A 25,637-nucleotide genomic window follows, 5' to 3' on the forward strand; every position below is an offset into this window, starting at 1 on the left:
CCTGTCGGGAATGGGAATAACGGCAGCCGGTGACCGGGCAATGTGCAGCAGCAACTGGCCCTGCCGGTGCACCTGGTACAATATGCTATATATTTCCCTGCACCAAGAATAATCCAAGAAACCCGAATGGTGTGTATGACCGGCAAGGGAAAAGTCCTTCTCATGGATGATGAACAGATCATCCTCGACGTGACGCTCGAAGTGCTCAGGTACCTTGAGTACGAGGTCATGTTTGCACGGGACGGTGCCGCTGCATTTGCCCTGTATAAACGGGAAAAGGAGTCGGGCGTTCCATTTGACCTGGTGATCCTCGACCTGTCGGTCCCGGACGGCCTTGGCGGGAAGGACACGATTGCCCTGCTCAAATCCTATGATCCCTCGGTGAAGGCCATCATCTCAACCGGGTATTCCGGTGACCCGGCAGTACAGAACTACCAGCAGTACGGGTTCTCGGGAAAGCTCTCGAAACCCTATAAGATCAGCGATCTCAAGGAGATCCTTGAACAACAGATTCAGAAAAATTGACCGGGAATCCGGTACCGCAGCCGGCCTGCTCAGCTGTTTTTGCTCTCGATCTTCCGGATCGCGTCTTCTGCTGCCCTGCGGACATACTCGTCCTTGTCGTGGAGAAGTTTCCTGACCGGTTCGAGCGCCCGCTCATCGCCGATGTTCCCGAGGGCCTCAACGGCACCCCAGCGGACATACCAGTCGGAATTTTTCAGGGACTGGATGAGGGAATCCACCGGTGCGCCGCTCCCCAGCTTGCCAAGCGCCCAGATAGACGGGACCTGGACAAACGAGTCTGACTCCTTCAGTGCCTTGCCAAGACACATGGCCGCACGCTTGTCGCCGATCTTGCCGAGTGCATCCGCCGCGCTCCAGCGTACATACCAGTCCTGGTCGTTGACTGACTGGATCAGGGGTTCGACGGCCCGTTTGTCACGGATCTCCCCCAGCGCCCAGATCGCCCTGACCCTGACCCACCATTTCCGGCTTTTCAGGGAGGTGATAAGCGGTTCGACGGCAGGTTTCCCGATAAGCGAAAGGGCAAACGCACTCCTCCACTGGACATCACTGTCCTCTTCCTGCAGTGCAGCGATGAGGGGCTTGATCGCCGGTTCCCCGATCTCGGCAAGGACCCGCGTTGCATGCCACCGGACATCGTAATCGTTCTCAGACATGGCACGGATAAGCTGGGGGATGGCAGCAGCACCAATCCGTCCGAGAGCAAGGCCGGCGAGCCACCGGACATCCTGATCGGTCTCCTTGAGGGCACGGATCAGGGGTTTGACTGCGGGTTCCCCGATATCACCGAGGGCAAGCGCGGCTCTCCATCGGATACCGAGATTCGTATGGCGTATGGCCTTGATCAGGCCGTCCATATCCATGCCGCTGGTCGTATGTATGGAATATGCCCGTTTATCTGACATCAGGTCGTTCGTATACAGAGCTTCCCCCTCCTTTGCCGTAGCGTACAGTAAAATCCTTTGCTGTGCAGCCTGTTTTCCGTTCCTCGTTCCTGCCATACCGGGGCCCGGCTTCCACCGGTACTATCCGGCAGGGTGTAAAAAAGATAGAAGACGCCTCTCTATATCAATATAACCCGGTCCGGGATGGATTGGGTGGGTCGATTGGGAAGGGAAGGACGGACTGGAAATCACACCGCCCCGGTATCCGGAAACAGACGAGTATTGATACGATGACAATCTATTTACACGACCCGGCAGCACCAGAAGATGCGGAGCAATGGCATGAACGAGGTCTCGGTTCTGATTGGCGGGAAAGCAGGCGACGGTATCAACAGTGCGGGAGCGCTGGTTGCCCAGCTGCTCAACCATTCCGGTTACCGGATCTACCTGTACTTCGATTACCCCTCGCTCATCCGCGGGGGACATAACTATGCAATCGTCCGGGGGAGCGAAACGGCAGTCGGCACCTGCCGGCAGGCCGCGGATTTCATCCTCGCGCTGGACCAGGATACCCTGGAACAACACCGGGATGCCATGAATGCCGGTACCGCGGTCATCTTCAACCGGGATACCGTGAAGGCAGCGGGCCAGGGTGTCCCGGTCCGTGAGATCCTGTCAGGGGAACATGCCCCGGAGATCATGGGGAATTCGGCGATCATCGGCGGATTTGCAAAGGCTGCAGGGATCCCGTGGGCAACAGCAGAAGCAGTTCTCTCTGCCCATATCCCGAAAAAGACCGGGCAGAACCTCGACGTTGCCCGAAGGGCGTACGATATGCTCTCAACCGTCCGACCGCTTGCTCCGGGGAATAATCCTCCCGTACCGCTCCTCACGGGAAACGAGGCTGTCGGCATCGGCCTTGTCCGGGGAGGGCTTGAAGCCTATGTCTCCTATCCTATGACACCATCGTCCAGCCTTCTCCACTTCCTTGCAGAAGAACAGGAGACTCTCGGCATCACTGTTGTGCACCCGGAGAACGAGATTGCCGTTATCCTGATGGCGCTGGGTTTTGCCAGTGCCGGAAAACGGGCAGCGGTCGGTACATCCGGCGGCGGGTTCTGCCTGATGACCGAGGGGCTCTCCCTTGCCGGCATGGCCGAGCTGCCGGTTGTCCTGCTTGTCTCGCAGCGGACAGGGCCGTCCACCGGCCTGCCGACGTATACCGGCCAGGCCGATCTGCTCTTTGTCCGGCATGCCGGGCAGGGGGAGTTCCCCCGTTTTATCGTTGCACCCGCAACTGCCGGAGAGGCACTGTACTGGTCAGCCGTTGCCATGGATATCGCGTGGGAATTCCAGGTGCCCGCCTTCATCCTCTCCGATAAAACCCTGTCGGAGGGTACCTACAGCACCGACATGTCCCGTGTCCCGGATATCCCGAAAAGCAGCAGTTCCGTATGGGACAGGAGCGGCACCTACCACCGGTATTCCGATAGTCCTTCCGGTATATCACCAATGGCGTTTTTCGGCACATCGGGGGCGGTTGTCAAGGTAAACAGCTATGCCCATGATGAGGCGGGAATCACGACCGAAGAGGCCGGCCCCGTGGAGCGTATGGCACAAAAACGGATGCGTAAGGAGGACGGACTCCGGCAGGCGATGGACCGGTACCCGCAGGTGGCAGTTTCCGGAACCCCCGCGGCCCCTGTAGCACTGCTCTGCTGGGGGTCGACCGACGGGGTGTGCAGGGAAGTTGCCGGCCATCTTGGCCTGCAGGTTGTCCGGCCGGTTGTACTCTCCCCGTTCCCGGAAATTCCCCTCAAAAGGGCACTGGAGGGTGTGCATACGGTTATTGCCGTTGAAGAGAACGCAACCGCTCAGCTAGCAGCTCTCGCACTGCAGTACGGCATCACCTGCAACGAGAAAATACTCCGGTATGACGGGCGTCCCTTTACACCGGAGATACTTACGGAAAAGATCCGCGGGGTGCTCCCATGACGCCCCGCCAGCTTATCACGGATGCAAAAAACACGTGGTGCCCTGGCTGCGGCAACTTCACCATCCAGCACACGCTCAAGAACGTGCTGGCAGACCTGGAACGCGAAGGCACGTTGCTTGATAACGTTGTCCTGGTCTCCGGCATCGGCTGCCATGCCAAGATCGCCGACTATCTCAACATCAACTCCTTCTACACCCTGCATGGCAGGACGATCCCGGTGGCGACAGGGATCCGGCTTGCAAATCCCGGACTTTCTGTCATCTGCTGCTGTGGCGACGGCGACTGCTATGCAGAAGGGCTCGATCACCTGCTCTTTGCCGCCAAGCGGAATATTGACCTGACCGTCATCGTCCACAACAACCGGGTTTACGGCCTGACAACGGGGCAGTACACGCCCACGTCCCCCCTCGGGTTCAAAGGCAAATCCACCCCCCGCGGGACCCTTGAAAATCCCCTGAACCCTGTTGAACTGATGCTTGCAGCCGGGGCAACGTACGTGGCACGGGGATATACAAAGAAGATGGACCAGCTGCGGACACTGTTCCGGGAAGGGATCAGCCACCGGGGATTCGCCTTCATCGACGTCCTGCAGATTTGTGCGACCTTCTTCCCTGCTGCCGATTACTACACCCCTCGGGTCTATGACCTGAACGGGCACGATCCCTCACGGTTTGAGGATGCCTGCATGAAGGCGCGGGAATGGGACTACACGACCGATGCACCCATCGCACTCGGAACATTCTACCGGAGACAATCGCCGGTGTTTGAGGCGCACACGAAAGGTCCCGGACCTGGCACTGCAGGACGGGACAAGGCTGTGCGGGAACTCCTGGAAAAGAGGGGCTGAGTCGTTCCGTCTCCCTTATCATCCCGGGAAGCGAATCGGGATCTGACAGAAACCTTCCCTTCCCGTATCTTGTCTTGCGGACACTTCCGGGACACACCGGGACCGTTTCGCGGTGAGCAATGTGACCCCCACCCATGCTACAGCATCAAATCCCTATTCTCCCGCAGTCCGGCTCCTGGCTATTCCGCTTCTGGTTTATCTCGCGTGGCTCCTGGAGACATTCCTTCTTGCCGGTATGCCCCGCCTGCTGGAGGAACCGGATCCCGTGGCTTTTGCTGTTTATACAGGTATCAGTTGTATCTTCACCGGTATGATACTCCCCCTGCTCTGCATACGGAAGGCATTTCTTTCCGGTGCCGTCAATATGTTCCAGATCGGTTTTTCAAGTTCCCGCCGGACTCTCATCCTCTGTTCCCTCATCGGCATCGCCGGATATGCACTTGTCCTCCTGTTCAGTCCCTTTGGCCCGGATCGCCTGGCCTTTGCAGGAGCCTGCCTCCTCCTCCTTCCGACCGCGGCCGCGTCCGTAATGGTTTGCTGGGCTCTTTTTGGCACCCATATCCAGGCATTTTTCCGGGAAGGCGGAGCCGTGCTCTCGATCCCGACCGGGATTGTCACGACCAGCATCCTGTTTGCTGCAGCGATCGTTGCCGTGAATCCTGCGATCCGCATGGAAGGCTCGCTCTTCTGGCCGGTCTGCATTGGTATGGGCGCTGCTCTCTTTTTCTTTGCTGTCCGGGATGTCTGTGCAACGGTCATGGTTGTCACCGGTCTGCTGATACTGAGCGGGACGGTGATACCAGATTCGTTCTCGTGGCAGGCAATCTCCCCCGCAGTATGGCTTTCATCGCTCCTTGCCGGGGCAGCCCTCGGTGCCATCCCGGTATACCTGCACCGGAATTACACGACGATCGTAGTCCGGACTCAGGATTAACCTGCAGCAGGAGAAATCCCCCTCTCTGTTCCCCGCTGAAGGGGGTCATGGCGGCAAAAATCTTAACCCTCATGGCGCGAAAATAGGACTATGCGTGGAAATCCCCTGATTTTCGCTGGTTTTTCCGTTTTCATCATTATCAGTGCCATCATCTGCGGGTGCCTTGATGATTCATCACCCGGTGAAACGCCGGCCGCAACCCCCTCCCTGCCGGTTCCCCGGTACACTGAGGGCGACATCATCGCAACACCAGCCTCGTCCGGCTCATCATCGCTTTACATGATCCTCAGATACGATGCAGCCACGGACCAGTACACGCGTGCTATCATCGAGAAGAATGCTGATGGCTCATGGGGCCACCGGACCAGCGACAGGATGGAAAAGAGCTCCCGGGCAGCTCTTGAGAAGACATATACCGTCAAAGCCGGCCATGTTGCCGTCTCGATCGTTCCGATCATAACACCGACCCTTGGCCAGGATTTGCCGGAAGATATCTCCGGCAATGCACCGGTTATTGCGAGGATTTCACCATCCTCGGCAGTCAGGGATTCCATCGTAACCCTCACCATCTCCGGTTCCAACTTCCGGAACGGCGCAATGGTAAAATTATACCGGGCCGGCCTCCATCCCGTCAATGGCACCGTGACATCGGTGACGGCATTCGATATCTCCTGTTTTTTCGATCTCCATGGAAAACCCGAGGGCAGTTATAATCTCATCGTAACGAATCCGGACGGGAAATCCGATTCGCTGCCGGCAGCGTTCACCATCGGAAACGTTGCACCCATCATTGCCGGTATGTATCCCGTGAACGGCACCATGAACCGGAAAGTCCCCCTGACCATCAGTGGCCAGAACTTTCGCAACGAAGTGAAGGTGAGTTTTGCAAACAACCAGACGGAACTGGTCTGTGACAACCCCCTCTCGATGGACTCTTCCAAGGTCGTCTGCACCCTCGATCTGTCAAAGAGCCGGGGGGCGTTTCCGGGCGAGTGGACGGTCACCGTCCTTAATATCAGGGACGGGATGAAGGGAACCTGGGTAAAAAAATTCACCGTTACCAACGCGACTGACAGTTCATGAGACGGAAGAGATAAGACAGCCGGAGTCCGCTCAAGGGATACCTCCCTGTATTCCGGGCAGGGTATCGGGCGTTATCACAAACTATTAACGGCGGGAACCGGTACACAATACCTGATCATGGACTGGTCGTTCCTGACACCGGAAATCTTTACCTACGTGATCCTGCCGGTCATGATATTCTGTGCACGTATCTGCGATGTCACGATGGGCACCATCCGCGTCATCTTCATCTCCAAGGGGATCCGCTACCTGGCTCCTGTCATCGGTTTTTTCGAGGTTATCATCTGGCTTCTGGCCATCGGGCAGGTCATGAACAACCTGACAAACGCGGTGTCGTATGTTGCCTACGGGGCCGGTTTTGCCGCGGGGACATTCATCGGGATGTATATCGAGGAGAAGATCTCGATCGGCCTTTCCAGCGTCAGGATTATCACAAAAGAGGACCCCTCGGAGCTCATGCAGTACCTGCGATCCCATAAATACGGCGTGACAAGCATCGACGGGGAGGGGGCGACCGGCCGGGTAAAAATGATCTTCACCATCATCCAGCGTCAGGATCTCCCGCACGTTGTCAGGATTATCAAGGAGTACCATCCCAATGCCTTTTACTCGGTAGAAGAGGTCAAGTCCGTGGCCGAAGGCGTATTCCCCGACAGGCCGGCGCGCGGTGTCTTCTCATGGATCGATTCGCTCCGGTTTTACCGGAAAGGAAAATAACCTCAATTTATTTTCATTTTGGTAAATACAACCCGCAAGTTCAAGAAAATATATATTCTCCCGTATCGAAAACGATATTCGTGAACAAATGAACATTAAACGCCTTTCAAAAACGTTTATCACGTTCGTGGCCTCCCTTGCAGTCTGCCTGCTTGCAGGATACATTGGCTGGTACCCGGCCCTCCCGAGCATGCCGATCTGGTATGGCAGTCTCATAAAACCGATCTTTTCACCACCGGCATGGGTATTCCCGCAGGTCTGGATCATCTCCTTTGCCCTGATGGGCATCGTCCTCTTCCTGATCCTGCAGCATGGTATCGGTGACAGCGATGTCACGATGGCCCTGCTCCTCTTCGGCCTGCAATTGATCTTCGCAATTGCATGGGCATATACCTTTTTTGGCATCCATTCCGTCTTTTTTGCATTCATGTTCATGATCGCATACTGGGCTGCACTCGCATGCACGGTGATTCAGGTATTCCGGTTCTCGACCTATGGCGGATTGCTGCTGATCCCGTACTTCCTCTGGGTCTGTTACCTTGCATGGATCAACTACGGTATCATGGCCCTCAACAACCTTGCCTTTAAAATCTGACCATTTTTTAAAAAGACCAATACCTTCTTTTTGTCGGAAAAGAGACGATGACTACTAGGAGCAGGTATGCCGATCAAACAGATCCATATCGAGAATTTCAAAAGTTTTTCCTCTCTTGACGTGGAGTTGTCCCGGTTCAACGTTATTATCGGATCCAATGCTGCGGGAAAATCCAATTTCATCAGTGCGTTCAGGTTCCTGCGGGATATAGCCCGGCATGGCATTATCAACGCGATCGCGATGCAGGGAGGTGCGGATTATATCAGGAACACCAAGATCGGTACCGGCCGTGACCTTGTCGTCAGGGTCACGTATGAGCCGGATCGCCGTGAGGATGCCCTTGACCGGACCGGCATGGGTGGAACCATGCTCGAGATACGCTCCTGTGAATCATCGTACGAGTTCTCCCTGCGTTTCGATGCAACCGGCGACGGATTCTCCATAACCGGCGACAGGCTTACCATCGGGTGCGAAATCTCGTCCTGCGGCGTGGATCGAAACAATAAAGACACAAACCGGGTTATCGGCAGGGGATCAATCCAGGTTTCGAGCGAGAATGGCGTGGTCAGGTATGCTGTGAATATTCCTCCCGGTTGTCCGCTCACAGAGAACGACATCATCCCGATCTTTTTCCAGGGAAAAAAGCTCCCGGAACGAACCCTCCTGCTCGAAACATTCTACGGGTACCCGCTCCCGCATTTCGAAAAATTTTTCGATCGTATCGCGATTTACGATATTGACCCGAAGCTCCCGAAGCGGGGCGTGGTCATCACCGGCAAACGCGAACTCGAGGAGAATGCCGGTAATCTTGCCCTTGTCGTAAAAACCATTCTCGAAAACCCGGAAAAGAAACGGAAATTCGCCAACCTGCTCCGTGATGTCCTGCCGTTTGTCGAGGATTTCTCTGTCCAGAAATTCATGGACATCTCCCTGATCCTTACCATGCGCGAGCGGTACGCAAAGAGCAGGGACCTCCCTGCGTCGTCATTGTCCGACGGGACAATCGCGATCTTTGCCATGATAATCGCGCTGTATTTCGAGGACCGGCCATTCATTATCATCGAGGAACCGGTCAGCCATATCCACCCGTTCCTCGTTGCACGGCTGATGAAGATGATGAAAGAGGCCTCGGAGAAGAAGCAGGTTATGATTACCACCCACAGTTCCGAGGTGGTCCGGCATACAGCCCTTGACGACATCCTCCTCATCACGCGGGACAGCGAGGGGTTCTCCGTGATTTCCCGCCCCGGTGACAAGGAGGAGGTGAGGACATTCCTTGCCAATGAGATCGGAATCGAAGAGTTGTACGTCCAGAACCTGCTGGGACTCTGATCCATGAAGAACCGGCTCTATATCCTAGTCGAGGGCGAGGACGATGTCCGCTTCTTCGGCCGGGTCATGAAACCGCTGTTTACTTCACGTTACGACTCTGTCGAGCTGCTTCCGTATGCCAGTATCAAGCGCGTGAAAGTCAACAATTTTTTAAAAAGCCTCTCGCAGATGAAGACCGATTACATCTTTGTTGCCGATATCGATACAGAGCGATCGGTGAGGGACAAGAAACAGATCCTGTACCACTGGTATTCCAATATCAGCGGCAGCAATATCGTCATCGTCATCATGGAGATCGAGAGCTGGTATTATGCCGGCCTTCCCGATGATTCCCTGCAGAGGTTCGGCCTTCCGCTCATGCCCTCAACCGATGAGATGACGAAAGAGGATTTCAACGCACTTATCCCGCCGGCGTTCGATTCCCGGATCGATTTCATGTTCGAGATCCTCAAGTCGTTTTCCCCTTCAGCGGCAGCCCGGCATAACCGTTCGTTCAAGTATTTTTTCGATCACTATCGTCTTGAGGACCCGGCAGTTTTTCCGGATCCCCGTTCATGATCGACGGATATAGTGTTCAATCGAAATCATTAATGCAATACCCTGCGCTACTGATGTACTATTCAGCATTTTCAGGAGTTTTACCCTATGGGAAAATACGTTTGCATGATATGCGGGCATGAATATGATCCGGAGAAAGGTGAGCCAAAACAGAACATCCCGGCAGGGTTACAATTTACTGCATTGCCGGGTGACTGGACCTGCCCGGTCTGCGGTGCAGAAAAGCGGCTGTTTAAAGAGGCCTAGGCGGGATTGTGTATGGTTTCCCGTGAAATTGTTCCCGGTGTGCTGTGGGTGGGAGCGCTGGATTTTGACCGGCGGATCTTCGATGAACTGATCCCCCTTCCCAGCGGCACCAGTTATAACGCGTACCTCATCCGCGGCAGCGAAAAGACTGCGCTCATCGACACGGTTGATCCCACAAAAGAGTACGACCTCATCTCGAACCTTGTGAAACTGGGGATCGAACGTATTGACTATATCATCATCAACCATGCAGAGCAGGACCATGCCGGCTCCCTGCCCATGGTCCTCGAGTTCTTCCCGGATGCCAGGGTCGTGACAAACGAGAAATGTCGCGACCTGCTGATCGCACTCCTCCACCTCACGGAAGACCGGTTCATGATCATAAAGGACCGCGAAACCCTTCCTCTCGGTGACCGGACGCTCGAATTCATCCTTACTCCCTGGACTCACTGGCCGGAGACCCAGGTCACCTACCTGAGGGAAGACCGGATCCTCTTCCCCTGCGACCTGTTCGGGCACCACACAGCGACCACCGATCTCTTTGTAACGGAAAAGTCTGAGTTCTACGTTCCTGCGAAACGGTATTTTGCCGAGATCATGATGCCGTTCCGGAGCAGTATCAAAGGGCATCTTGAAAAGATCCGTCCGCTGAAGATCGACCTGATCGCACCGAGCCACGGCCCGATCCATAAGAAACCCCAGCTGATACTGGACTCCTACGCGGAGTGGGTATCCGATGCAGTGAAGAACGAAGTCGTGATTCCCTATGTATCGATGCACGGGAGTACGCAGAAGATGGTGGACCACTTCACCGATGCCCTGATGGCCCGGGGGGTTACGGTCAAGCCCTTCAACCTGACCCGCACCGACATCGGGGAGCTCGCCATCGCTCTTGTCGATGCAGCTACCGTGGTTATAGCGACCCCGACCGTGCTCTTCGGCCCGCATCCCCAGGTAATTTACGCAACCTACCTTGCAAACCTCCTCAAACCCAAGACACGGTATGCATCGGTCATCGGCTCCTTCGGCTGGGGCGGGAAAGCGCCCGAGACGATTGTGAAGATGCTCGATCATCTCAAGGTCGAGGTCCTCGAGCCGGTGATGGTGAAGGGACTCCCGGATGAACAGACGCTTGCGGCCCTCGACCGGCTCGCAGATGAGATTGCACGGAAGCATAAGGAGAACAATATCGTCTGATATCAGGAGGGACGGTGTATGACAAAACTCCTGGAAGTGTACAAATGCGACGTGTGCGGGAACATGACAAAAGTCGTCCACGCCTCTGGCGGGACCATGGTCTGCTGCGGCAAACCGATGATATCCCAGCAGGAGAAGACGACCGACCCGGGTAAGGAAAAGCATGTGCCTGTTATCGAAAGATCTGCCAATGGCATCATCGTAAAACTTGGATCTGTTCCCCACCCGATGGAGGAGAAACATTCTATCGAGTGGATCGAGGTGCAGGACGCAAATGGTGAAACCACCCGATGGTTGTCCCCCGGTGGAAAACCCGAGGCCGGGTTCTGCCTTTCTGATACAAACGTGAAGGCCAGGGCGTACTGCAATGTCCACGGGCTCTGGACCAACCGCCCGTAATCTCACGCCCCTTTTTTTCTGCCGGCCTTCGCAGCTGACGGACCTCTCCATCAGAGCAAACACTAATAGTATGCCCATGGCAACCGGATAGTGATGCGGCGGTTCAGGCATCTTTCCACAATCGTTGCCGATCTCGGGGATATTTTTGTCTTTGTCGCCCCGGTGACCTGCGTTCCGCTCATCATCGCTGTGCTCTATGCCGAATGGAATATGCTCATCCCCATGGCGGCCGTCCCGCTCATCTTTTTCATTCTCGGGATTATCCTCCGGAGTGTTCCCCGCAGCGAACGGGGGGTCCGTCTCTCGATGGCCCTGAGTTCGGTAGCGCTCTTCTGGTTCTTCTGCGCCATCATCAGCGGCATCCCGTTCATGATCGGTCTGGGCATGAATTTTACCGATGCACTCTTCGAGGGGATGGCCGGCTGGACCGGTACGGCGTTCTCAATGATAGCATCTGTTGACACGGCACCAAAGACGCTTCTCTTCTGGCGGTCGTATATGCAGTGGATTGGCGGGATCGGGATCGTTGCATTTGCCATTACGACGGCAAGCAGTACCGGGCTTTTCCCGTCCCGCATCTTCCGTTCAGAGGGCCGCGATGAACCACTGATGCCGAGCGTGCTTGCCACCGGGCGGTCACTGTGGAAGATCTACCTCTTTCTGACCTTCATGGCGATCGGTCTCATCCTGTTTGCCGGGCTCTCGCTCTGGGAATCGGTGAACCTTGCCCTCGCGGCGATCTCCAGCGGCGGGTTCTGTCTCCATGCGCAGGGGATTTCCTACTACAACAGCCCCCTGCTCGAATTGCTGCTCATTCCCGTTATGATCGCCGGGGCCCTGCCTTTCAGGGTTTATTACCTTGTCCTTGAAAACCGGCGCCTCAGCCTCTTTGGCGATGAGCAGGTCAAGCTCTTCCTTGTCTTCCTCGGGATCGGCATTGCTGTCCTTACCTATGACCTTATGTTCTTCGAGGACCTCGGGTTCTCCCGTGCAATTTTTCAGGCGCTGTTCATGACCGTTTCAGCAATAACAACGACCGGTTTCCAGACTGCCAACCCGCATACATGGGCCAGCGTGACGCTGCTCTTCCTGACCATGATAGCGTTTATCGGCGGCTGCTCAGGGAGTACAGCCGGGGGAATCAAACTGAACCGGATCGCGCTTGCCATACGTGCGCTCGTCTGGTGGTTCCGTCGCCTCTTTGTCAGCGGCAAGGTTCTGCTCCCGTTCCGGATCGAGGGCCGGACGATCCCCAGGGCAACGGCGGAACTGGAGGCAGCCAAGAACATGCTGGTCATCATCCTCTCTGTCATCACAATCTTCATCGCAACACTCGCCATACTCCAGTGCCATCTCACTTCGTTCTCACTGACCGAAGTGGTGTTCGAGGTGGTATCCGCATTCTCCACCAGTGGGATGTCGATCGGGTATGTATCGCCGGAGATGCCGGTCATCTCGAAATGGATCTTTATCGGCGTGATGTGGATCGGGCGCCTGGAAGTGATACCGGTTGTGATGCTCTTCATTGCCCTTGTCCGCGAACCCGAATAGTGGTACGGCACGGATTGATGTCCAACGCAACTTTACTTTTGTTAACATCAGGAAATCTCATATAAACAGCCGCCCCATAGTATGCTCATGAAGCAGATCGCCCTGTATGGCAAGGGAGGCATCGGGAAATCCACGACCTCGGCCAACCTTTCCGCTGCCTTGTCCGGCATGGGGCTGGATATCCTGCAGATCGGGTGCGATCCCAAGCGGGACAGCACCCGAATGCTGATGCACGGGACATTCATACCGACTGTTATGGATCTTGTCCGTGAGAGGGGCGATGCAGCGCTCTCGCTTGACGATATTGTTTTCCGGGGATACAATGGCGTCCGGTGCGTTGAAGCAGGCGGGCCGGAGCCCGGTGTCGGATGTGCCGGCAGGGGCATCATCGCCACCTTCCAGCTGCTCGAAAAATTCGGCGCCCTCAAAGGGGATGTCATCGTCTATGATGTGCTCGGAGACGTTGTCTGCGGGGGTTTTGCCATGCCCATGCGGGAAGGGTATGCACAGGAGATCTACCTGGTCACTTCGGGGGAACTCATGTCGCTGTACGCGGCAAACAATATCTGCAAAGCAATAAAGCGGCTGGCGTCGCGGGCAAAAAGCAAGTGCCGGCTCGCCGGCGTTATCTGTAACGCAAAGGGTCAGCCGAAAGAGGAGGAACTGGTTGCCGAATTCGCCCGCCGGGTCAACAGTGATCTCGTGGAATTCATCCCCCGCGACCGTATCGTGCAGCTTGCCGAACTGAACCGGAAGACGGTAATCGAACATGAACCGGCATCCCCGCAGGCTGACCGCTACCGCTCGCTCGCCGCCCGTATAATGGAGAATACCCGACTCACCATCCCGACACCCCTCGAGATCGATGTGCTTGAAACCCTCGCCTACGCATACATCTAGATCCGGCGGCTGCACCCTCACGGGAGCACTCTCGGTAACGACGCATATCCGGAATGCAGCCAGCGTCATCCATGGTCCCCGCGGGTGCGCACATCACAACTTCTCTCTCCTTCACGCAACGCAGCTCGATAACGAGAAAGTCTCCGTCCCTGATATTGTCTCATCTGCCCTTGGGGAAGGCGATATTGTCTTCGGGGGGGAAGAGGCGCTCGCACGGACCCTGGAGGTTGTCTGCGACAGGGACGTTGCAGCAGTTTTCGTTCTCTCGACCTGTGTTGTCGCTACTATTGGCGATGATATCGCAGAGGTCTGCAGCAGGGACTGGGGGGTGCAGGTCATCCCTGTCCCGACCGCGGGTTTTCTCGGGGGAACATTTCAGGACGGGGTCAACAATGCTCTTCTTTCACTCGCTGACAGTGCAGAACCATGTGAGAAAACCATGTCCGTGAATATCATCGGTGAAAAAAATCTCGAGTACGAGGTCGGGGAGAATTATGCCGAAGTTGCCCGCCTGCTTTCGCTCCTTGGTCTTCCCGTGGGGATCCGCTTCGTGCATGACCTATCTTCTGACAAGATTCGGCTCCTGGGCGCTGCCCGGCTCAACATCCTCCGTGATCCGGCCCTGGTACCGGTTGGCAATCACCTCCTGCAGCGTTTCGGAACCCCGTATATCGAGTCTTTCCCTGCAGGCTTCTCGGACACCCTTGCGTTCATCAGTGCGGTTGCAGCATCCTGCGGCAGGAATCCGGAACGGGCGCTTGAGATCGAACAGTCCCTGCAGGCAGAAATACTTTCGGATTTTGCAGATATCCACGATGCAAAGGGTGTATTTACCTCGCCGGTCATGGATTCCGGGAGTGTCCGGGCAGCGCAGGAAGCAGCCGATGCCCTGAACATCCGGGTCGGGCCGGACGAGCAGGCCCGGCCCCTTCCGGTCCAGCCTGTCGTGGGAACAAGCGGGATCCGGCGGATGCTCCACCGGTGGAGGAGGGCTATCCATGCCTGAATGTGATAATCCTCTCTGGCCCTGTGCCATGACCGGTGCAGCTGCATGCCTTGCGGGATTCGACGGCATGAGCGTTGTTATTCACGGATCCAGCGGATGTTACTATTATCCCACGACACTCCTGCATGCCCCTCTTCATGGCACATTCATCCTGGAGAATGAGGTCATATTCGGATCAGAGGACCGGCTGCGCGAAGTGATCGGCGGGCTTGCCGGGAATGGCAACCGCATCGCCGTTATAACGACCTGCGTCCCTGCGATTCTCGGGGAGGATATCCAGGCCCTCCTGGCAGAGCACGATGTTCTCCTCGTTGACAGTCCGGGATTTGCGGGTGATGCGGAGGCCGGATACACAAAGGCCCTTTCACTGCTCTTGCCAAGGACGGATGCCGCAACTGAAGGAGTCAATATCGACGGGATCTGCCTGCTCGATCCGTTTTATAAAGGCAACCTGCAGGAGATCCGGCGGCTGCTTGCGATGGCATCGATCCCGGTTGCAACGGTATTCTGCCGTGATTCGCTCCCGAAGATTGATACAGCCGCGGCCTGCACAATCGGCACGAACGGGGATTACCCGGCGCATGTCGGGGAATTCCTCGGGGGAACCCTCGGGCCTGGAACGTTACGGGCAACGTTTGAACGGCTGGGGAATACCTTCGAGGGAGCGAATATCGATCCGGTTCTCCGGGACCTGTCGCACCAGGAGGAGGAGATTGTCCGCATCTGCGATAAGTACCTTCGCCGGTTCGATCCGCCATCTGTGGTTATCTTCTCAGGTGCATCCTATGCAGAGTTCGCTGCACAGGCTCTCGTGCAGTACCTGGATGCCGACATCCGTTTCATAGCCTTCAGGAATACTGGCGGGACCTCCCGCTTTCCTGGCGGGATGGTCCGGGGACTGAATGAAGCCCGGTCATGTATCGGACAGCATGATCCCGATCTGGTGATCGGGTCATCCTTTGAACGATCCATAACCGGCAGGAGGGCTTTTCTCGGTATGACGCCGCCCCTGAGGGGTTCCGTGAGGCTCTGCCCGGTACCCCTTGCTGGTATCAACGGGACGCTTTTCTTCATCGAGCAGGTCCTGAACGCCTGCATGGACAATTCACATTCGGAATCCTAATGGAATCGAGAGAACGGGAAAAGATACCCCCGTGTTCACTTTCACCCTGCGCACGCTGACGGATTAAATACCCTTGTCATCAACGTGATGTTGCAGAAACGTGGTAACGTATGATGGAAAAAGCAGGGTATCTCCAGAGGACCGGGTGCAGGGCTGCGGACAGCGAAGGAATGGTCCACGAGGTCGTGGATGTTCATATCCGCGGCGAACGGTTCGCCATCCGCCGCTCCGATCTGGTGCGGGCAATCTCCGGCGGAATGATTGTTCAGGTCGAGGAGCTCACCCGCAATTATTCCTGTTACCTGGGAGTAACCCGCGGGCTTGCACAGATCTCCCATTCCGGAAAGGCCCTGAACATCGAGCTCTTTAACGGCGGAAATTTCACGGTCTCGCTGAATTCCCTTCGGTCAATCCTCTTCGGGAGGGAACGGACTGCACCGATCGCACGCATTCCCGAGCAGACCGGCTCCAGGTTCCGCCGTATTGTAGAAGGGCAGCAGACGATCGGCGCACTTGTATAATATCGTTGATCCCGGCAGTCAGCCGGAAACTAAAAAATATCATAGCGGCCGGGAATTAAACCCGACCCATATTATTGTGCCTCTCGCACGCAGCAATAGCGCAGTAATGCCCGTTTCCTGCCGGGGACACGGAGACGAAAAAACAATGTCCTGAGATCCGGCAGCGGACCGGATCCTGATGTCCCTCTGCAAAAAAACCGATGATTTCGGAAATGTCTGTCTCCCTCATCATCATGGCAGTGCCGCCCCATGCCTTGAGGAGCGCCTCTTTCAGCGCCCACACCTTGAAAAACATCTCGCGCTGCCTCTCTTCGGGGATCTTCCGCATCTCCGTGCGTTCTTCCGGGCTCCAGAGATAATCCATCATTTCCTGAACCGGGTACCGCTCATCCGGCTGCACGATATCGATCCCGACACCCGGCCGTGCTGCAACTGCCAGGGCAACCATCTCCCGCGAGTGGGAGAAGCTGAAGGACAGCGGGGGGGTGTCCTCAGGCAAACGGATTCCAGGCTTTCCGTTCTCACCGGTCACGAGCGGCACAAGAGCCGGGTCGATATGGAGATAGCGGCCGAGCACGAGCCGGAGATACCCGTGACGGAGTGAATAATCCCGGGCATCGGTTGTTTTTTTGAATTGCGAAGCGATCTGCCGTTCATCGTGGCTGATGATTGTTGAAAGGGTTTCATAGTCATCGTAAAGATCCCGGTAAAGAACGGTCCATTCATGGATCTCCCGGCCTTCAGGAATGGAGGTTTTTGCGGATACCGTGTCCGGGAACGGGTATCGTGTGGCTATCGTGCGGATAACCAGCATGATGTCCTGTTCATTCGCCATGGTCATCAGCCTTGCTCAGGCTCTCATTGAACCGCATCCCCAGTATTCCGAGGTTGGGCTCATCGAACAGGGTGCTGTGGTTCCCCGGGACCGCGACAACTGTTACGTTTCTAAGTGTACAGGAACCCCAGCCGCGGGTCTCGTCCCTGGGAAAGAGGACGGGATCCGGCCCGGTAGAGAACAGAAATACATCACCAGAATATTTCCGGGGCAGGTATGTCTGCGAAGCTTTCAGCTGTGTTTTCATATGGGCATGGCTGGCTTCCGGATAAGGTTTTAAAAGGTTCTCATCAAAGTTCGCGGAAAACTGGGCATCGGAAACCTCAGGGGGAAGGGATTTGGTTCCCGGCCGGGAAAGTACCTTGTTAAAAACGGTCTGTGCGGTTTTTGATACGAGGTAGTACAATCCGCTGTCCGGATTTGCCTTGAGCCGGGACTCAAAAAAAGCCGGTATCTTCCCCAGTATCCTGCCGGGGAACAGCCTTGCAGCAAGTGTTTTCAGATACCGGACTTCCGTTGCAGGAGCGGACTGGTCAATAATACCGAGGAAATCTACGCTCTCCCCCCGTTCTGTCAGCTGGCATGCGAGTTCAAAGGCAAGAATACCCCCGTTGGAAAATCCCGCAATAAGGTACGGCCCGTTCCTTCTCACGCTCCTGAGCGCTTCCACCAGTTCTCCTGCAGTCTCTTCCACGGTCAGGGGAGTTGTTTCTTCAGGTTCCAGGCCCCTTGCGCGTATCCCAAAAACCGGCCGGGCCGGATCGATAAAAGGTGCGAGCATGGTATAATGGTCTACCCACCCGCCCAGTGCATGGATGCAGAATAGGGGGCGCAGGCTCCCCCCTTCGCGGATAGGGACAACCAGCGGATGGTATACCGGTGCTTTTCTCTCCTTTTCCGCGATCAGGGATGCCAGTTGCCGTATCGTCGGGTAGCGGTAGACGGTATCCGGCGGGAAGTTTGTATGATATTCGCGCTGGATCCTGATGAGCAGTTCTATGGCAGTCAGCGAATTCCCTCCGCACCGGAAAAAATCATCGTCAGGAGAAATCGCCGGAAGGTCAAGGATCTCTTCCCAGATCTTCTGTAGCCTCTTTTCGACAGGAGTCAGGCCTGTACTGTTGTCTGTGCTGTTGGCTGCCGGTCTTCCGGATGTCCCGATCACCGATTGCATGATCTCTGTTCCCTTTTCCCGCAATGGCTTGCCAAGCGTGTTCTTCGGGATTGAACCGGTGAAAAAGATACGGCGGGGCACCTTGAACGGAACGAGCCTGTCAACACAGAAACGGATCAGGTCTTCTTCAGCAACAAGTGCGCCATCTTTTTTCACAACTGCCGCGGCAATGTCATCGCCCAGCACCGGATCAGCGATGCGGAATGCCATGGCATCCGCGACCGCAGGATGTGAGATCATGACTGCATCGATCTCCACGGGGCTGATCTTCCTCCCTCCCTTGTTGATGATCTCTTTTTTACGGCCGGTCAGGAAGAGGTATCCTTCATCGTCCAGATACCCGGTATCCCCGGTCCTGAGCCACCCTCCGGCAAACGCAGCCGCATTCTCTTCCGGGGAATCCAGGTACCCGCTGATGGCAAGGTCTCCCCGGACAACGATCTCGCCCACTTCGCCTTGCCGGAGAGGATGGTTTTCGTCATCACGGATCTCGAGTTCCGAAATAAAGGGGATTCCCACGGATCCCCGTTTATACGGCACATTCATCGCAATATACGCTTCCGACATCACGTAAATATCGATAACCCGGACTCCAAGCCTTTCTTCGAGTTCCTGATGGACTGCGGGATTCATGGCTGCCGATCCGGAGATTATCAGCCGGAGTGTGTGGTTTCCGGGCCAGGGGCGGGGATCTTTTTTCAGTTCCTGGACAATCGCGTGGTGATGCGCCGGCCCTCCCCAGAAATAGGTGGGCTTCCAGGCGCTCAGGGCCTGGATGAAATCAGACGGGACGAACTCCCGGAGACAGACAAGGGTTCCTCCCGTGAGAAGCGTTCCACCCAGGGCAGTCTCGAAGCCAAATCCCGTGTCGAGCGGGAGGAAGTGGAGGTTCCTGTCCCGGCTGGTGATGCCGGCTTTTTCGTTCAGGATCCCGACGCCCCTGAAGAAGCGTGCCTGCGTCAGCGGGATCGCTTTTGGCCTTCCCGTCGTACCCGCCGTCAGCTTGATAGCCGCGAGATCCGAAGGTTCCGCATACCGGGGAGATGTCCCTGTGGTACTGGATCCCGGCGTGAGGGTGAACGTTCCGGCTGTTTTTCCGGAACACCGGACCGTAAAAACAGGGATCTTCTGCATTCCTGCCGCAACAGCAGCCGGCGTATCACGGTCCCGGACCACGACCGCCCTGATCCCCAGGAACGAATAGAAATCGGAAAAATCCGTTTCTTTCATCTGATGGTTCAGGGGAACGACGGTGAACCCGGCCATGACCGCCAGGATTGCAACCGCGGTCTCCGGGCCGTTTGGCATGACAACCGCGATCCGGTCGTTAGGCCGGAAGCCCTGTTCGTTCAGGGATCGGACGACACAGGCTATCTGCTCACGAAGGTCCCGGTAGGTGAGCGGTTCAAGACCCGGCGATTCGATCGCGGGCGCGTCAGGGTCCTGGCTCCCGCTGATGATCATTCCCCTGACGCAGAGCTGCGATTCGTCTTTCACGGCGGTTTCCATACAGGATTGTCGATGGAAATTATTCAATGTGCGCTTTCTGGTTCCGGACACCGGGGACTGCGGAAACCGGTCCGGTTCTGAATGCAGGACCGTGATGTACAGGTTCCGGAGAACCTGGCACGGGATTTTACCGTGGAAAGGAACCCCTTTATGATAATACAACCGAACCCGTTCCGGTTGTATCGGACCAGAATGCCTACACCCCTGCACTGAATGAAAACCACCGTTTATATATAAGATTCCGTTGAAATCTCTGGAAGTGCAATTGCCATGAAGCCCGCATCAGTCCTGATCCTGATACTCGTTTTTAGCATCCTTTCCTGCGGCTGTACGAGCCCTCCCCCTGCCATGAAAACGGTCAGGGTTGCATACCTGCCGACGAGCGATTATGCACCTCTCCATATCGCGAATGAGGAAGGATTCTTTGCCGAACAGGGGATCAGCGTTGAGTTCGTGAAAGTGCAGAGTTCTGCAGCAGCACTTCCCCTCGTACTGAACGGTGATATCGGAGTGTACGCGGGACCCATGAAGATCGGCCTGGTGAATGCGATCACGAAAGGCGAGCATGTCAGGATCGTTGCCGATAAGGGAAGGGTGGCCCGTGGACCCTGCACCGCATATGCCCTGATGGTACGCAAAGACCTGTCCGATTCGGGAGCCGTCAGGAACGTCTCGGATCTCAAGGGTCGGAAGGTTGCGGAGCGGGACTCGGATTACGATCTCTACCATGCACTGGCACTCGGGAACCTGTCGGCGGACGATGTCGACACCATCGACATGGCATTCCCGATGGTCATCCCCGCATTCGCGAACGGGGCGATCGATGCGGGCCTGGTTACCGAGCCCTACCTCACAGAGGCAGTGAACAACGGCACTGCAGTCGTCCTTGCGCCTGCCGAGGATTTCATTCCTGACTACCCGTTTATCCTCTTTTATGGCCCGGCGATCCTCGACAAGGATCCGGAACTCGGCAGGAGGTTCATGGTCGCGTACCTCAAAGGGGTGCGGCAGTATAACGAAGGGAAGACGGAACGGAACCTGCGGATTATCAGCAATTACACGGGTCTGGACCGTGACCTTCTGAACCGGACATGCTGGTTCCCTATACGGGAAGACGGGTACGTGCCCCGGGGCCCGGTCCGGGATTATATGGACTGGATGTACGACCATAAGAAAATCACCCTGAACCTGGACGACGACCAGCTCTTCGATATGAGTTTCGCAGAGTACGCGAACGGTGTTCTCAATAATACCGAAAGAACCCCGGGAAAACAATGAAACTGGAATGCCGGAATATTTGCAAACTCTATGGTGAGGGAACAACCGCATCACGGGCGCTTGATACTATCAGTTTTGAAACCGGCGAGGGTGAATTCCTCTCCGTCATCGGTCCCAGCGGTTGCGGCAAATCCACGCTCCTGAAGATAATCGCCGGCCTTCTTCCTCCGACGGAGGGAACTGTCACGTATACGGGCGATAACCCGGGAACACCCCTGAATTCCATGGTCTTCCAGGAACACGGCGTCTTTCCCTGGATGAATGTCATCGACAATGTGGCATTCGGCCTTGAAATGAGGCACGTTCCCCGGAAAGAACGCTATGCGCAGTCAATGGAATTTCTCAAAAAGGTCGGGCTGGCCAGCTATGCGACGAGAAACCCTCACGAGTTGTCCGTGGGGATGCGGCAGAGGATTGCTATAGCACGGGCATTCGTGAACAACCCGGCAATCCTTCTGATGGATGAGCCGTTCGGTTCGCTCGATGCCCAGACGCGGCTTATCCTGCAGGACGAGCTTCTGAATATCTGGAGCGAGCACAGGAAAACCGTCATCTTTGTCACGCATGATATCGATGAAGCAATCCTGCTCGGGGATCGCGTGATGGTAATGTCCGGCAGTCCCGGGAAGATTCAGGAAATCATTGATATTGACTTTCAACGCCCCCGCGATCTCCGGATCGAGAGCACACGGGAATTTATCGATATAAGGATACGAATCTGGAATATCCTGCGGGCCGAAGTGGGGAGATCGATCGGAGGAGACAATCATGGTGCAGGGAACTGACCGGGCCCGGTATACTGTTCTTCCGCTGCTGTCATTAACCGGCATACTGGTACTCTGGGAGATTTGCGGGCGTATGGGATTCCTGAATCCCCTCTTCTTTCCGGTTCCCTCCCGCATCATCGCATCCGGCATATCCATGCTCCTTGACGGCGAAATGCAGGAAAACCTGTCTGTTACCCTTTTCCGCGTATTTGCAGGGTTCCTTCTGGGAACGATTCCCGGGATTCTCCTCGGCCTCTTTATGGGTGCGTCGGAAAGAACCCGGCTGCTTCTTGATCCTGTTGTTGCTGCATTGTACCCGATCCCCAAGCTGGCGATCTTCCCGCTCCTGATGATTATCTTCGGCATCGGCGAAACCTCCAGGATAGCTGCGGTTGCGATCGGGTGTTTCTTCCTGGTCCTGATCAATTCCATGGCCGGTGTCAGGAACATCAGCAGGGTATACTTCGAGGTTGCAGAGAACTACGGTGCATCACAGTGGCAGCTGCTGACACGGATCATCCTGCCGGCAAGCCTTCCCCTGATCTTTACCGGTATCCGGCTCGCCCTTGGCACATCACTGATCGTTGTTGTCGGCGTTGAGTTTGTCTCGGCAAATTACGGGATTGGCGCGATGATCTGGAACTCCTGGGAGACGTTTGAGATCGAAAAACTGTACGTCGGTATTTTCCTGTGCGCCCTCCTGGGCCTCCTCTTTACGGTTGTCCTGAAAAAAGCCGAAGAGCGGATAACGCCCTGGTTCGGGCACCAGGTATTCCCTGATCAGGAATGATCATACGGGTGCCGGCTCTTCCATCCGGCATGATCAGCCGTCTGCAGAATATTTTTCTGTACCGGCCCTGCGCAAGGGTTTTCCTGTCGGATTCCGCGGGACCGCGTCCACAAAATGGATCTTCCGGGGAACCTTGAACGGCGCGATACGGTCGAGAAGATATGCCCGGAGTTCCAGTTCTGTCAGATCCGGGCTGTTCCTGACAACCAGCGCTGCGATATCCTCGCCTAGTGCCGGGTCCGGGATCTTGAAACACATGGCCTCTTTCACCAGAGGATGTGACGACAGAACATCGTCCACTTCAACAGGAGCGATCTTCTCCCCGCCCTTGTTGATCAATTCCTTTTTCCGCCCGGTCAGGTAGAGGTATCCCTCGGCGTCGAGGTATCCGATATCGCCGGTCCTGAACCAGCCATTGGTGAACACGGAAGCATTCTCATCCGCTGCATCATCGTACCCCTGGAAGACAACCTCCCCTTTCACGACAATCTCTCCCTCGGTATCCTGCGGCAGGATTATCCCGTTCTCATCCATGATTGCCAGGTGAGGCACGACCGGTTTGCCGACAGATCCCCTCTTTGCGGGAGGGAGATTGGTGGTGATTGCACCGCCGACTTCGGACATGCCGTATGTTTCTATCAGCGGTACCCCGAGGATCGTCTCGAGCTCGTCGCGGATCCTGTCGGGAAGGGCGGCTGACGCGGACCTGATGAACCGGAGCGAGTTCGGCTTCAGATCGCCGGGAGGGCATTTCTTCAGCTCCCGGAGAATAGCCTGGTGTACTGCCGGCCCGGCAGAATAGAATGTCGGACGGTATTGTCTGAGGTACATGACAATATCAGGAGCAATAAAGTCCCGCGTGCAGATAACGGTGCCGCCGGCACAGAGGGGTGCGATGAAATTACCGAAAATCCCCATCGTATGGTAATACGGTGCAATATGAAGACAGCGGTCGGTTTGAGAGAACCGGAATGTTGCACAGACCCTTCTGGCTACCGTGCAGATGAGCCGGTGCTGCAGGGGCACGATTTTCGGCGCAGCAGTGGTTCCGGAGGTCTGGATGAGGATGGCGATATCATCGGGACCAGCAAAAACTGCCGGCTTATCCGAAGGTGCAGCGGGAACCAGGGAAAATCTCCCTGCCCTGACGCCTTCCGGTATCATCTCGATAACAGGAATTCCTTCCTGTTCCGCTGCCTCACGGGCCGGTGTTGCATCCCCGCGCCGGATAATGACCGCATTGATCCGGAACTTCCGGAAATACTGCCGGTATTCCCCGGCCCTGAACTGGGGATTCAGGGTAGCTCCGGTGAAACCGGTCATGACTGATATAATCAGTACACCGGTTTCCGGGCCGCCCGAAGTAACGATAGCGATCCGGTCCTTCCGGGACAGCCCCTGTCCGGCGAGCGATTTCACAACATACCGGATCTGGTCCTGGAGTTCCCGGTAGGTGAGAGGAGTGTATCCCGGGGACTCTATTGCCGTGCCGGATGGATCCTGATTGCTGTTATGGAAGAAAAGGTCTTCAAGGCAAAGGATATCAGATACAGATCTCATCGTGCGATGAATAATTGACTTTCACGGCTCTTGAAGATATTGAATGCCTGGATCTCTGGCCTTGTACCGTACCATACCGCCATACGATAATCGTACAACATTAATAGTTCCAGAGCAGATGACTGAGTGTGGAGAAATTCCCTCCCCTTTTATGCGGAACCGCGGATGTGATCCGCTAAGGAAGACGAGGCCGTAACCATGGATACTTCGGATGAAACCTACCGGGATCTTGTGGAACAGCAGCAGGATCTCATTGTCAAGATCAGTCTGGAAGGCCGGCTCCTTTTTACCAACTCCGCATACAGCGAGCTGCTCGGGAAGACCCGGGAAGATCTTGCAGGCAGTGTCTTCATGCCCGTATCGGGAGAAAAGTATTCCGATGTTATCGCGACCCAGATGACCAAGCTCTTCCGCCCCCCGTATACCTGCATCGTGGAACAGTGGCTCCAGACCCCGAAAGGGATGCGGTGCATCAGCTGGTCAATACGATCCATCCTCGACGGGAACAAGGCCCCCGTTGCCCTTGTCGCGACCGGCCGTGACATGACGCCGGTCAAGAATGACCAGAAGGCGATGAGAAAGCGGGACGAGGAGCTGATGCTCCTTCTTGAAAGCGGGAGCCAGATGTACTACACCCACACACCCGATCACCGTCTCCTCTATGTCAGTCCGCGTATCCGTGCCCTACTCAGGTGCAGCCGGGGCTCAAAGAAAAGAGCATGGACCGATTACCTGACCGATAACCCGGTCAACGCCGCCGGCCTCGAACGGACGCTCCGGGCAGTATCGTGCGGGAAGAGGGAACCCCCGTACCGGCTCGAGATGGAAAGGGGAGACGGGGAACGGATCTGGGTCGAAGTGAACGAGATCCCGGTGGTGAAGAACGGGAAGACCGTTGCCATTGCAGGCTCTATGGTCGATATCACCGAGAAGATGCATGTCGACGAAGGAGCTGCCGAAGCCGAGATCCTGTTCAAGGGAGTGCGTCCGAAGGAACCCCGGGTGTCGGCCCGTTCGCCCCTGAAGGCTATCCGCTCCATCTTCGCCCGCGATGAGGGGGCGGAAGAGGAATCGGTCTGATCGTTACACCGGTTCATCTTCCCGTCCGCTTTGAATGACAGGTGCTGCCTGAGAGACACGTGTGCCCTGTGAGTTCTTTCGTTCCCGAAGAAACCGGGTGGACTGTTCCCGTTCGCACACCAATACCGCGACCTGTTTTTGCATGGATGCGGACGGAACGCTCTCCCCTCCTGGCAGTATCCGCTGCACCAGAGAATTCACGGACAGTATCCTGATTCTCGTACGAAGAA

At 56.0% G+C, this 25,637-nt stretch carries 25 protein-coding genes; 21 read left to right on the forward strand and 4 right to left on the reverse strand.

Annotated features, from left to right (window positions below; translation table 11 throughout):
- Positions 1-126 precede the first annotated feature (126 nt).
- On the forward strand, positions 127-525 hold the full coding sequence (locus A4E33_RS03235; RefSeq protein WP_292346241.1) for a response regulator: 399 nt from the start codon (positions 127-129) through the stop codon (positions 523-525).
- A 29-nt stretch (positions 526-554) separates the two neighbouring features.
- On the opposite strand, the gene A4E33_RS03240 is transcribed toward A4E33_RS03235, so the two are convergent.
- Positions 555-1,526, reverse strand: a complete 972-nt coding sequence (locus A4E33_RS03240) for a HEAT repeat domain-containing protein (RefSeq protein WP_292346242.1) — start codon at positions 1,524-1,526, stop codon at positions 555-557.
- Between the two features lie 225 nt (positions 1,527-1,751).
- Between A4E33_RS03240 and A4E33_RS03245 the strand changes: the two genes are divergently transcribed.
- From A4E33_RS03245 to A4E33_RS03320, 16 genes are all read left to right on the forward strand, one after another.
- A complete protein-coding gene (locus A4E33_RS03245) occupies positions 1,752-3,404 on the forward strand; it encodes a 2-oxoacid:acceptor oxidoreductase subunit alpha (RefSeq protein ID WP_292346243.1) in 1,653 nt (550 codons plus the stop codon).
- Positions 3,401-4,252 carry a thiamine pyrophosphate-dependent enzyme gene (locus tag A4E33_RS03250; RefSeq protein ID WP_292346244.1) on the forward strand — a complete coding sequence of 284 codons (852 nt, stop codon included), beginning with the start codon at positions 3,401-3,403 and terminating at the stop codon, positions 4,250-4,252. Before A4E33_RS03245 ends, A4E33_RS03250 begins: the two co-directional genes overlap by 4 nt.
- A 121-nt stretch (positions 4,253-4,373) precedes the next feature.
- The gene (locus A4E33_RS03255; RefSeq protein WP_292346245.1) at positions 4,374-5,186 is read left to right on the forward strand and encodes a hypothetical protein; all 813 of its coding nucleotides are present in this window, start codon (positions 4,374-4,376) and stop codon (positions 5,184-5,186) included.
- A 90-nt stretch (positions 5,187-5,276) separates the two neighbouring features.
- Complete coding sequence (locus A4E33_RS03260) at positions 5,277-6,269, forward strand: IPT/TIG domain-containing protein (RefSeq protein WP_292346246.1); 993 nt, start codon at positions 5,277-5,279, stop codon at positions 6,267-6,269.
- Between the two features lie 117 nt (positions 6,270-6,386).
- Positions 6,387-6,986, forward strand: coding sequence for a DUF2179 domain-containing protein (locus tag A4E33_RS03265; protein WP_292346247.1), 600 nt, complete (start codon positions 6,387-6,389; stop codon positions 6,984-6,986).
- Positions 6,987-7,074: 88 nt separating this feature from the next.
- Positions 7,075-7,581, forward strand: coding sequence for a TspO/MBR family protein (locus A4E33_RS03270; protein WP_292346248.1), 507 nt, complete (start codon positions 7,075-7,077; stop codon positions 7,579-7,581).
- 66 nt (positions 7,582-7,647) lie between these two features.
- Positions 7,648-8,913, forward strand: a complete 1,266-nt coding sequence (locus A4E33_RS03275) for an AAA family ATPase (protein WP_292346249.1) — start codon at positions 7,648-7,650, stop codon at positions 8,911-8,913.
- Positions 8,914-8,916: 3 nt separating this feature from the next.
- A complete protein-coding gene (locus A4E33_RS03280; protein ID WP_292346250.1) occupies positions 8,917-9,471 on the forward strand; it encodes a hypothetical protein in 555 nt (184 codons plus the stop codon).
- 105 nt (positions 9,472-9,576) lie between these two features.
- A complete protein-coding gene (locus A4E33_RS03285; protein WP_363053722.1) occupies positions 9,577-9,717 on the forward strand; it encodes a rubredoxin in 141 nt (46 codons plus the stop codon).
- A 12-nt stretch (positions 9,718-9,729) separates the two neighbouring features.
- Entirely contained in the window at positions 9,730-10,914 is a 1,185-nt protein-coding gene (locus tag A4E33_RS03290; RefSeq protein WP_292346252.1) for an FprA family A-type flavoprotein, read from the forward strand.
- Positions 10,915-10,932: 18 nt separating this feature from the next.
- On the forward strand, positions 10,933-11,313 hold the full coding sequence (locus tag A4E33_RS03295; protein WP_292346253.1) for a desulfoferrodoxin: 381 nt from the start codon (positions 10,933-10,935) through the stop codon (positions 11,311-11,313).
- Between the two features lie 93 nt (positions 11,314-11,406).
- On the forward strand, positions 11,407-12,864 hold the full coding sequence (locus A4E33_RS03300) for a TrkH family potassium uptake protein (RefSeq protein ID WP_292346254.1): 1,458 nt from the start codon (positions 11,407-11,409) through the stop codon (positions 12,862-12,864).
- An 87-nt stretch (positions 12,865-12,951) separates the two neighbouring features.
- A complete protein-coding gene (gene cfbC / locus A4E33_RS03305; protein ID WP_292346255.1) occupies positions 12,952-13,764 on the forward strand; it encodes a Ni-sirohydrochlorin a,c-diamide reductive cyclase ATP-dependent reductase subunit in 813 nt (270 codons plus the stop codon).
- Complete coding sequence (locus A4E33_RS03310) at positions 13,730-14,770, forward strand: nitrogenase component 1 (RefSeq protein WP_292346256.1); 1,041 nt, start codon at positions 13,730-13,732, stop codon at positions 14,768-14,770. The genes cfbC and A4E33_RS03310 overlap by 35 nt, the downstream gene beginning before the upstream one ends.
- On the forward strand, positions 14,763-15,893 hold the full coding sequence (locus A4E33_RS03315; protein WP_292346257.1) for a nitrogenase component 1: 1,131 nt from the start codon (positions 14,763-14,765) through the stop codon (positions 15,891-15,893). Before A4E33_RS03310 ends, A4E33_RS03315 begins: the two co-directional genes overlap by 8 nt.
- Before the next feature lie 110 nt (positions 15,894-16,003).
- Positions 16,004-16,414, forward strand: coding sequence for a hypothetical protein (locus A4E33_RS03320; protein ID WP_292346258.1), 411 nt, complete (start codon positions 16,004-16,006; stop codon positions 16,412-16,414).
- Between the two features lie 55 nt (positions 16,415-16,469).
- Here the strand turns inward: A4E33_RS03320 and A4E33_RS03325 are convergent, their stop codons facing one another.
- Both A4E33_RS03325 and A4E33_RS03330 read right to left on the reverse strand, forming a co-directional pair.
- A complete protein-coding gene (locus tag A4E33_RS03325) occupies positions 16,470-17,255 on the reverse strand; it encodes a 4'-phosphopantetheinyl transferase superfamily protein (protein ID WP_292346259.1) in 786 nt (261 codons plus the stop codon).
- A complete protein-coding gene (locus A4E33_RS03330) occupies positions 17,239-19,932 on the reverse strand; it encodes an AMP-binding protein (RefSeq protein ID WP_292346260.1) in 2,694 nt (897 codons plus the stop codon). Before A4E33_RS03330 ends, A4E33_RS03325 begins: the two co-directional genes overlap by 17 nt.
- Before the next feature lie 270 nt (positions 19,933-20,202).
- Here A4E33_RS03330 and A4E33_RS03335 point away from each other — a divergent pair, with 270 nt between their 5' ends.
- Genes A4E33_RS03335 through A4E33_RS03345 form a run of 3 tightly spaced genes read left to right on the forward strand, consistent with a single transcriptional unit; the run spans position 20,203 to position 22,767 of the window.
- On the forward strand, positions 20,203-21,210 hold the full coding sequence (locus A4E33_RS03335) for an ABC transporter substrate-binding protein (RefSeq protein ID WP_292346261.1): 1,008 nt from the start codon (positions 20,203-20,205) through the stop codon (positions 21,208-21,210).
- Positions 21,207-21,995, forward strand: a complete 789-nt coding sequence (locus A4E33_RS03340) for an ABC transporter ATP-binding protein (RefSeq protein ID WP_292346262.1) — start codon at positions 21,207-21,209, stop codon at positions 21,993-21,995. Before A4E33_RS03335 ends, A4E33_RS03340 begins: the two co-directional genes overlap by 4 nt.
- Complete coding sequence (locus A4E33_RS03345) at positions 21,979-22,767, forward strand: ABC transporter permease (RefSeq protein WP_292346263.1); 789 nt, start codon at positions 21,979-21,981, stop codon at positions 22,765-22,767. Before A4E33_RS03340 ends, A4E33_RS03345 begins: the two co-directional genes overlap by 17 nt.
- Positions 22,768-22,800: 33 nt before the next feature.
- On the opposite strand, the gene A4E33_RS03350 is transcribed toward A4E33_RS03345, so the two are convergent.
- Positions 22,801-24,327 carry an AMP-binding protein gene (locus A4E33_RS03350; RefSeq protein ID WP_292346264.1) on the reverse strand — a complete coding sequence of 509 codons (1,527 nt, stop codon included), beginning with the start codon at positions 24,325-24,327 and terminating at the stop codon, positions 22,801-22,803.
- A 198-nt stretch (positions 24,328-24,525) separates the two neighbouring features.
- Between A4E33_RS03350 and A4E33_RS03355 the strand changes: the two genes are divergently transcribed.
- Positions 24,526-25,407, forward strand: a complete 882-nt coding sequence (locus A4E33_RS03355; RefSeq protein WP_292346265.1) for a PAS domain-containing protein — start codon at positions 24,526-24,528, stop codon at positions 25,405-25,407.
- Positions 25,408-25,637 lie beyond the last annotated feature (230 nt).

The organism is Methanoregula sp. PtaB.Bin085 (assembly GCF_002067035.1).
GTDB lineage: Archaea > Halobacteriota > Methanomicrobia > Methanomicrobiales > Methanospirillaceae > Methanoregula.

Coding starts and splice junctions, on each gene's coding strand:
- A4E33_RS03245 (WP_292346243.1), top strand. CDS start 1,752: ATGAACGAGGTCTCGGTTCTGATTGGCGGGAAAGCAGGCGACGGTATC.
- A4E33_RS03270 (WP_292346248.1), top strand. CDS start 7,075: ATGAACATTAAACGCCTTTCAAAAACGTTTATCACGTTCGTGGCCTCC.
- cfbC (WP_292346255.1), top strand. CDS start 12,952: ATGAAGCAGATCGCCCTGTATGGCAAGGGAGGCATCGGGAAATCCACG.
- A4E33_RS03335 (WP_292346261.1), top strand. CDS start 20,203: ATGAAGCCCGCATCAGTCCTGATCCTGATACTCGTTTTTAGCATCCTT.
- A4E33_RS03235 (WP_292346241.1), top strand. CDS start 127: ATGGTGTGTATGACCGGCAAGGGAAAAGTCCTTCTCATGGATGATGAA.
- A4E33_RS03260 (WP_292346246.1), top strand. CDS start 5,277: ATGCGTGGAAATCCCCTGATTTTCGCTGGTTTTTCCGTTTTCATCATT.
- A4E33_RS03340 (WP_292346262.1), top strand. CDS start 21,207: ATGAAACTGGAATGCCGGAATATTTGCAAACTCTATGGTGAGGGAACA.
- A4E33_RS03240 (WP_292346242.1), bottom strand. CDS start 1,526: ATGGCAGGAACGAGGAACGGAAAACAGGCTGCACAGCAAAGGATTTTA.
- A4E33_RS03330 (WP_292346260.1), bottom strand. CDS start 19,932: ATGGAAACCGCCGTGAAAGACGAATCGCAGCTCTGCGTCAGGGGAATG.
- A4E33_RS03355 (WP_292346265.1), top strand. CDS start 24,526: ATGGATACTTCGGATGAAACCTACCGGGATCTTGTGGAACAGCAGCAG.
- A4E33_RS03310 (WP_292346256.1), top strand. CDS start 13,730: ATGTGCTTGAAACCCTCGCCTACGCATACATCTAGATCCGGCGGCTGC.
- A4E33_RS03290 (WP_292346252.1), top strand. CDS start 9,730: ATGGTTTCCCGTGAAATTGTTCCCGGTGTGCTGTGGGTGGGAGCGCTG.
- A4E33_RS03250 (WP_292346244.1), top strand. CDS start 3,401: ATGACGCCCCGCCAGCTTATCACGGATGCAAAAAACACGTGGTGCCCT.
- A4E33_RS03265 (WP_292346247.1), top strand. CDS start 6,387: ATGGACTGGTCGTTCCTGACACCGGAAATCTTTACCTACGTGATCCTG.
- A4E33_RS03280 (WP_292346250.1), top strand. CDS start 8,917: ATGAAGAACCGGCTCTATATCCTAGTCGAGGGCGAGGACGATGTCCGC.
- A4E33_RS03275 (WP_292346249.1), top strand. CDS start 7,648: ATGCCGATCAAACAGATCCATATCGAGAATTTCAAAAGTTTTTCCTCT.
- A4E33_RS03315 (WP_292346257.1), top strand. CDS start 14,763: ATGCCTGAATGTGATAATCCTCTCTGGCCCTGTGCCATGACCGGTGCA.
- A4E33_RS03300 (WP_292346254.1), top strand. CDS start 11,407: ATGCGGCGGTTCAGGCATCTTTCCACAATCGTTGCCGATCTCGGGGAT.
- A4E33_RS03285 (WP_363053722.1), top strand. CDS start 9,577: ATGATATGCGGGCATGAATATGATCCGGAGAAAGGTGAGCCAAAACAG.
- A4E33_RS03350 (WP_292346264.1), bottom strand. CDS start 24,327: ATGAGATCTGTATCTGATATCCTTTGCCTTGAAGACCTTTTCTTCCAT.
- A4E33_RS03345 (WP_292346263.1), top strand. CDS start 21,979: ATGGTGCAGGGAACTGACCGGGCCCGGTATACTGTTCTTCCGCTGCTG.
- A4E33_RS03325 (WP_292346259.1), bottom strand. CDS start 17,255: ATGACCATGGCGAATGAACAGGACATCATGCTGGTTATCCGCACGATA.
- A4E33_RS03320 (WP_292346258.1), top strand. CDS start 16,004: ATGATGGAAAAAGCAGGGTATCTCCAGAGGACCGGGTGCAGGGCTGCG.
- A4E33_RS03295 (WP_292346253.1), top strand. CDS start 10,933: ATGACAAAACTCCTGGAAGTGTACAAATGCGACGTGTGCGGGAACATG.